Raw genomic sequence first — 5,405 nt, forward strand, 5'->3', positions numbered from 1 at the left:
CTCAGAACAATTCCTCGGCCTCCCCCTTGGATAATCCTGCCTCTGGGAGGGCCTTCTGTGCCTTGGATTACTACCCGCACGCTATTGGCATCTACCTGCATTACTTCTACATATTTTATGCCGGGTGCTGGACTATCTTTCCGAAATTTGTTGCCTTCGGGAATGCTGAGTTGAGCATTGATTATGTCTGCAACGAAAGAGTTATCTCTATTTACTGAGAAAACTTCGGGGCGATCGCCATTGTTTGTCATTAAGACGATGTTCATGCCCCCTTCTACGGAACTTAACTGAACTTGGGTAATTTGTGTAACTGCAAAAGCTGGTGTCTGGGCTATGATTAGCGCAGCGACTCCACCTAACAGTCCACTACTAAATTGAATTTGCTGTTTCACTGTCCTCACTCCACACTAGGCCATGATTAGGAAAATTTTGGTTTGATATCTCCAGAGGTTGAAATACCCTGGATTTTATGTAAAAAAACACTGTAAAAGGGACAAATCCACTTTTGCTTCTAGCCTGTCAACAGACTTCTAGATGTATACAATAATCTATCTGTGAGCTTACTTTCAGAGCAGATTTTCACTTCGGGTTAAAACCCGCTTGTCGTTATTCAACCAGGGTAAATTCGCCTGGCCAACTCCCTCCCGTCGTTTTTTATGGGTTTGGCTAGAGTTTGACACTCGCCCATTAAATCAGAGATTATAACGGGTGATTCTTGCTTTGCTGACGCAACGCTACGCGAACAAAAACTCTTAACTAGATAACAAATCAAACAAGTTGAGTTGTACCCCTAAGAGGCAATCGACCCAAGCTTTCTTGCTCCGTCTTTACGCTGAGGAAACCTCAGCGCAGGCGGTGCGCTTTTCTTTAACGGTATGCCCTACCGCTATCAATCCTCTATTCTTAATTATTTTTGCAGCAGCTACATCGCGATTTTCTTGATAATTGCAATGGCTGCAATTATGCTTTCTATCAGAAAGTTTTTTCTTTTCAATCTGCCCACATTTAGGACATTCTTGAGAAGTATAATTTTTGTCAACTTTAGCGTAATACTTACCTCTTTTCCAGCATATATAAGGTAATATTTCATTAATAAATTGACCGATACCAGAATCTAAAGACTGTTTTCTAACAATACCTCTAGACCAAGATTTGAAGTTAATATCTTCAACAAAAATATTATCTGCCCAGTCGCAAAGTTGATGAGCTAGTTTGAAATGCCAATCTCGTCTATTATTAACTATCTTTCCATGTAATATAGCTATTTTTTTCTGAAGTTTTAACCAATTATTTGAACCTCTAATTTTCTTCTTAAGTCTTCTTTGCAGTAATTTAAGCTCGCGTAGTTGACCTAACAAAAACTTAGGAGATTTGATTAATTTTCCAGTGGAAGTAGCGACAAAACTTTCTATTCCTGCATCAATACCTAATGACTTATTGCCTATGGGATTCTCTGGTACTGACTCTGATGAAGTAAAATTAATCATCAAATAATAACCAGTAGCTTTTTTGATTATCCTAGCTTGTTTAGCTTGGAAATTATTTGGGTATGGTCTACTTTGTTTAATCTTAACCCAGCCCAATTGAGGTAGTTTAACTCTGCTATTGCTTAAACAATTTTTCAGCATTGCAGGAAAGACAAAACTTCTCATCCTTTTCTTAAATCTAGGGAAGCCTTTACCAAGATACTTCATCTCATAAAATGCTCTATCTAAAGTCTTTAAAGTTTGTTGTAAAACTTGAGCATTTTCATGTCGGCTCTTAGCCGAAACTGACCTTAATCTAGGATGATTTTTCTTAGCTATTGTCAAGCTTTTAGCTTGATAATTGTAATTAGGATAAGGAGTATCGGCAGGGATAATATATTCAGTTAGGATTGAGCAACTATTAATTTGTGATTTTCTTGAACTTAACCAATCTTTACGCTCTCTTAAAGCATAATTATACACACTTTTACAAACATCAAGAATCTGGTTTATTTCAGTTTCTTGTTGTTTGTTTAGCTTAAGTTTGTATTGGTAAGTTAAAGTAATCATTAAGGGAATCAAAGTTGAAAAATCAAACATTAATAACTATCTATCCTTCTATATTAGGATTCAATATAGTATTAGTTATAATAATATATTGATTCACTACCCCTCAATTAATTAGCAGCTTGAAATTCGCATTGGGGCACTCGATTATGGGTTTCCCGCGCAGTTTATACGCCTCGTCTCACCGCTAAATTAAAATTGATAGCGACTCGAACTCTTTCAACATTCTCTGATAGGTCCTTATCCAAAGCTTTGGATCTGTCGCTTTTTAATTTTTTCTTCTTTCTAGTTTCCCCACCCTTCCAAGCCACTAACTCTTAAAATTTACATAAATATAACAACGTACAATACCATAATATTTGGCAAATTATGTTAATTTTTCTTTTCTTGTTCTTCTGGTTTCGCTGGTTCTGGTTTGGCCAATGATTCTTGTTCGCTTAAGGCCAACAGAGCATGCATATCAAAAGATGTTCTGAGTCTACTTTCTGGTTGGCTGACTGGTACAAATCTATTTTGTCTCCATTCAACTTCGATAATTTGATTTCCTTGCTGTAGTTTAGTTCTTAAATTTTTTACTACAAGTAATGTTTGCATGCGCTCTAAAGCAATCATAAAGGCTCTTGTTTGGGCATAAGTTCCTTCATATTCTACTTTGAATTCTCGTCGCTTTAATTTACCATTTACCAGTGGTCCTAATGAATTATCATTAACTATATAGTTGCCATCTTTTGACTCAACTGGTTGAAATTTAATCATTTTTGCTTGTCGGTCTTCATCACTAATACCTGTATTAATTTGATCGATCAGCTTATTCATATCGTACAGCAGAGTTTTCATAGTTTTTTCACTGGCAAATAAGCTGGTTACGTCTTCTCTTTGTTTCTCAGCTTCTACCATTTCTGCTTCTGCTTTTGGTCGTTCTTTTATTTGTTTTTTCTGTTCTTTTATAGTGTTTTGTGCTGTCTCTATTTCTGTTCTTAATGCAGCACTTTTTTCAATTGCTGGTTTGAGCTGATTATATCCTAAGAACCCTGCTGCTCCTAATCCGACAACGCCAATAACTACTCCGAGAAATCTGGGGTCTTTGAGTGAAATACCGAATATTTTCGGACCCCCTACTTCCTCTTGTTCTTCTAATTCTGGATTCCATTCATTTGCTACTACCATTTTTAAAATACTCCTTTTTCTGTTAGTATTTCTATTCTATCTACTAATCCAATTGCTCCTTGACTTTTTAATTGAGGTAATAATTCTGATGCACCTAAAGGGCTGAGGTTTGTTTCTATTTTATATTCAACTACTTGTGGTAATTCTGGTATATCCGGGGCTAAACTTGACCTAGATTCTTGTAATTCTAGTCTGGTTGGATTGGCTTTTTTGGTAGCACTAATTAGTCTAGTTTTTTCTCCTTGGAAAAAGGGAGAATTTTGCAGGAGCAATAAGAAGTCATTGACTTGGCCATAAGAATCAGCAGTTCCAGAAAATGATACAATTGCTGTTGGTTTTGGGGGTGCTGCTGCCTCTTCTTGTTTATCCCCCTTTTGAGCATTTGCTGGGGGTGCTGCTGGAGCAACTATTTTTGGTTCTTTTTGTTCTATGCCAGATATTTTGACCCCGCTAGGTATGAGGGTGCCAAATTCTCCCAATAAAGCGGACCATGGTTTAATTTGGTCAAAAACTGTTGCTAAGGCTTTTGCTTCTGCTTTGAATGTTTTAGTTTTTGCTTTGATTGCTTCTATATCTTTAATTTGGGCGTTTAGTTTGCTCAATTCGGCATTTAATTTGTCTAAGTCTGCTTGTAATTTGGTGTTTACTTGATTGAGATAAAACCACCCACCAGCAACTAGACCATTAACCGCCACTGCTACTGCTGCCCCAATCAGGATTGGTCTGGGGTCTTCTAGTGATGGCCCATCAATTACTGGTTTGGGAATATCTTTTTTATATTCTGGGCGATCGTTTAGAAAATTTATATCTAAGCCATACATAGTTAATTTAAACCTCTCTTAATCCTAAACCTAATACCACTCCTAGACTGGAACGTTGTTCTGGTGGAATTTCTTGTTCTATTTCTAGGGCTAAAGTTTCTATTGGATCGACTTTAGACGCGGGTAAACTTAAACGTTGCATAAAAAAGTCATCTATTTGTCCTATTGCTGCACCCGATCCGGTTAATAATAATTGTGCCACCTCCAAATCTTCAAATTGATTGAGATAAAAATCTATTGAGCGTCGTAGTTCATCCCCTAATTCTGCTAATACTTTTAGTAAGGCATTAGTTCCGGGGTTTGGCTCGTTTCCTGTGACTCCCATTGTATCTAATACTGGAACGGTCATTCCTAGTAGTTCGGTAGTATCTCTGGTTGGAGGTAAGTTCATTGCTTCGTTTAAGGAAGATTGCATTTGATAGGTACCAATGGGAATTGTCCGGTTAAATTGGGGTACTCCATCTACTACGATAGCAAGTTCAGTACTGTCAAATTCTAAATCTGCTATTACTGTTGCTTCTTGGGGTCCATATTGTTGAAGTATGTCTTTTACTGTTCGGATTAAGGCAAAGTTACTTACTTCTAAAACATCTATTGCTAATCCTGCTTGGGTGAATACTTCTATGTAGCTATCTGTTACTTCTTTTCTAGTTGCTACTAAGGCTACTTGTACTTTTTCTAAATCATCATTTGGATCGACTATTATTCCTAGTTTTTGGTAGTCTACGTCTGCTTCTTCTCTAGGAAATGGTAAGTATAATCCTGCTTCTTGATTCATATAATCTTGCAATTCTTGGTCGTTTAATTCTGCTGGTACAGGTATTACACGAGTTACTGCTTCTCTGCCGGGAATTGCTGTTGCTACTCTTCTGGTCTTGATATTATTTTCTTCTATAATTGACTCTATTAGCTCTGATATTGTAGGGGCATCAACTATTTGACCTTCTAAAAATACGTCTTCTGGTACTTCTACTGTGGCAAGGGTTACTAACTTTAATTTATCTCCTTGTTTACGAATTTCAGCAATATTAATTCTTTCTGGGCCTATTTCTATTCCTATTCCAGGTTGCTTTTTTTTAAACAAGTTTTTTAAGTAATTAACCATAGTTCTCCTGATTTTTATTTGTACAAATATGTTTTTTTAATTTCTCATAACTAGAGCTAAAAGTTATGCATTTTTGCATCGGCTTTTCTCTGGCATAGTAACTTCGCAATTGCCGTGCATTATGGGAGTTTTTTTTGTTTGCAAAAAAGGTAAAACACTAATTTTTTAAATAAGCGTGATTTTTTTTAAAGCAAATGTTAGAACCTATAGATAAGTTGATGATAATAATCTTTGCAACAATACTATAAGTTGATTAAGTATTAAGGTATAGTTAGTTTT

5 protein-coding genes are annotated in these 5,405 nt (G+C 36.4%); all 5 read right to left on the reverse strand.

Annotated features, from left to right (window positions below; all coding sequences use genetic code 11):
• On the reverse strand, positions 1-392 hold a 392-nt coding region (locus AC3DU7_RS19325), incomplete at its 3' end, for an AMIN domain-containing protein (protein WP_488040938.1).
• A 435-nt stretch (positions 393-827) separates the two neighbouring features.
• Positions 828-2,066, reverse strand: coding sequence for an RNA-guided endonuclease InsQ/TnpB family protein (locus AC3DU7_RS19330; protein WP_488040939.1), 1,239 nt, complete (start codon positions 2,064-2,066; stop codon positions 828-830).
• A gap of 339 nt (positions 2,067-2,405) precedes the next feature.
• On the reverse strand, positions 2,406-3,200 hold the full coding sequence (locus AC3DU7_RS19335; protein ID WP_488040940.1) for a pilus assembly protein PilO: 795 nt from the start codon (positions 3,198-3,200) through the stop codon (positions 2,406-2,408).
• 2 nt (positions 3,201-3,202) lie between these two features.
• Entirely contained in the window at positions 3,203-4,021 is an 819-nt protein-coding gene (locus tag AC3DU7_RS19340; protein ID WP_488040941.1) for a PilN domain-containing protein, read from the reverse strand.
• Between the two features lie 7 nt (positions 4,022-4,028).
• Positions 4,029-5,126: a type IV pilus assembly protein PilM gene (gene pilM, locus AC3DU7_RS19345; RefSeq protein ID WP_488040942.1), complete on the reverse strand. Its 1,098-nt coding sequence runs from the start codon at positions 5,124-5,126 to the stop codon at positions 4,029-4,031.
• Between the last annotated feature and the right edge of the window lie 279 nt (positions 5,127-5,405).

The sequence above is a fragment of the Okeania sp. genome, assembly GCF_983059655.1.

Excerpts from the sequence above, each read along its gene's own strand:
- AC3DU7_RS19340 (WP_488040941.1), bottom strand. The coding sequence starts at position 4,021 with ATGTATGGCTTAGATATAAATTTTCTAAACGATCGCCCAGAATATAAA.
- AC3DU7_RS19330 (WP_488040939.1), bottom strand. The coding sequence starts at position 2,066 with ATGTTTGATTTTTCAACTTTGATTCCCTTAATGATTACTTTAACTTAC.
- pilM (WP_488040942.1), bottom strand. The coding sequence starts at position 5,126 with ATGGTTAATTACTTAAAAAACTTGTTTAAAAAAAAGCAACCTGGAATA.
- AC3DU7_RS19335 (WP_488040940.1), bottom strand. The coding sequence starts at position 3,200 with ATGGTAGTAGCAAATGAATGGAATCCAGAATTAGAAGAACAAGAGGAA.